General features: G+C 50.5%; 1 pseudogene. It reads left to right on the forward strand.

What is annotated here, in order from left to right:
- Window positions 1-169: 169 nt before the first annotated feature.
- Window positions 170-539, forward strand: a pseudogene (locus ACTJGZ_RS14000) (hypothetical protein); the annotation flags it as partial.

Consider the following 539-nt stretch of genomic DNA (forward strand, 5'->3'; position numbering starts at 1 on the left):
GGAGTTTTCCTAGTGGGTAACCGGGCAACATCGAAAGAGTTTTCCCTTTTTCCTGCCGCTATCGGTTTTACGATTTCAATATTCAATCGTAATAATGATAATACGTTTCGTTGTGACGCCATGAGCGCTGGATGCGCTGTGGCTGAAACCCCTACCGGAGAAACTCGAAATGTCTTATCTCACTCGATTGGCAGCGACCAGCGTTGCCGCATTGGCGCTGCACGGATGTGGCGGTGGTGGAGAAGGAGAGACCGCTAATCCCATTGAACCTGGCCAGGAAGAACCGGCAGCACCGGTCAGCGTCGGCGCTTGTCAGGCTGTTGCTGGCGATTGTGTCGAGCAATTGGGCGTAGGGGATATCAGCAAGCTGGGAGATTGGAAGCTGGAGTCTTATATTGATCCGCCGAAGATTGTGATGTGCGAGGAAGATTGTATTCCCGCGGAGTTAAGCACCCGCAGCTTTGTTTATCCTGATGGATATTATGCAATGCCATATCCTGCTTTAAAGACAGCAGGTGCCTCCTTTTTTTATGAAACAC

The organism is Kerstersia sp., assembly GCF_052103615.1.
In the GTDB taxonomy this organism is placed as follows: Bacteria; Pseudomonadota; Gammaproteobacteria; order Burkholderiales; family Burkholderiaceae_B; genus Kerstersia.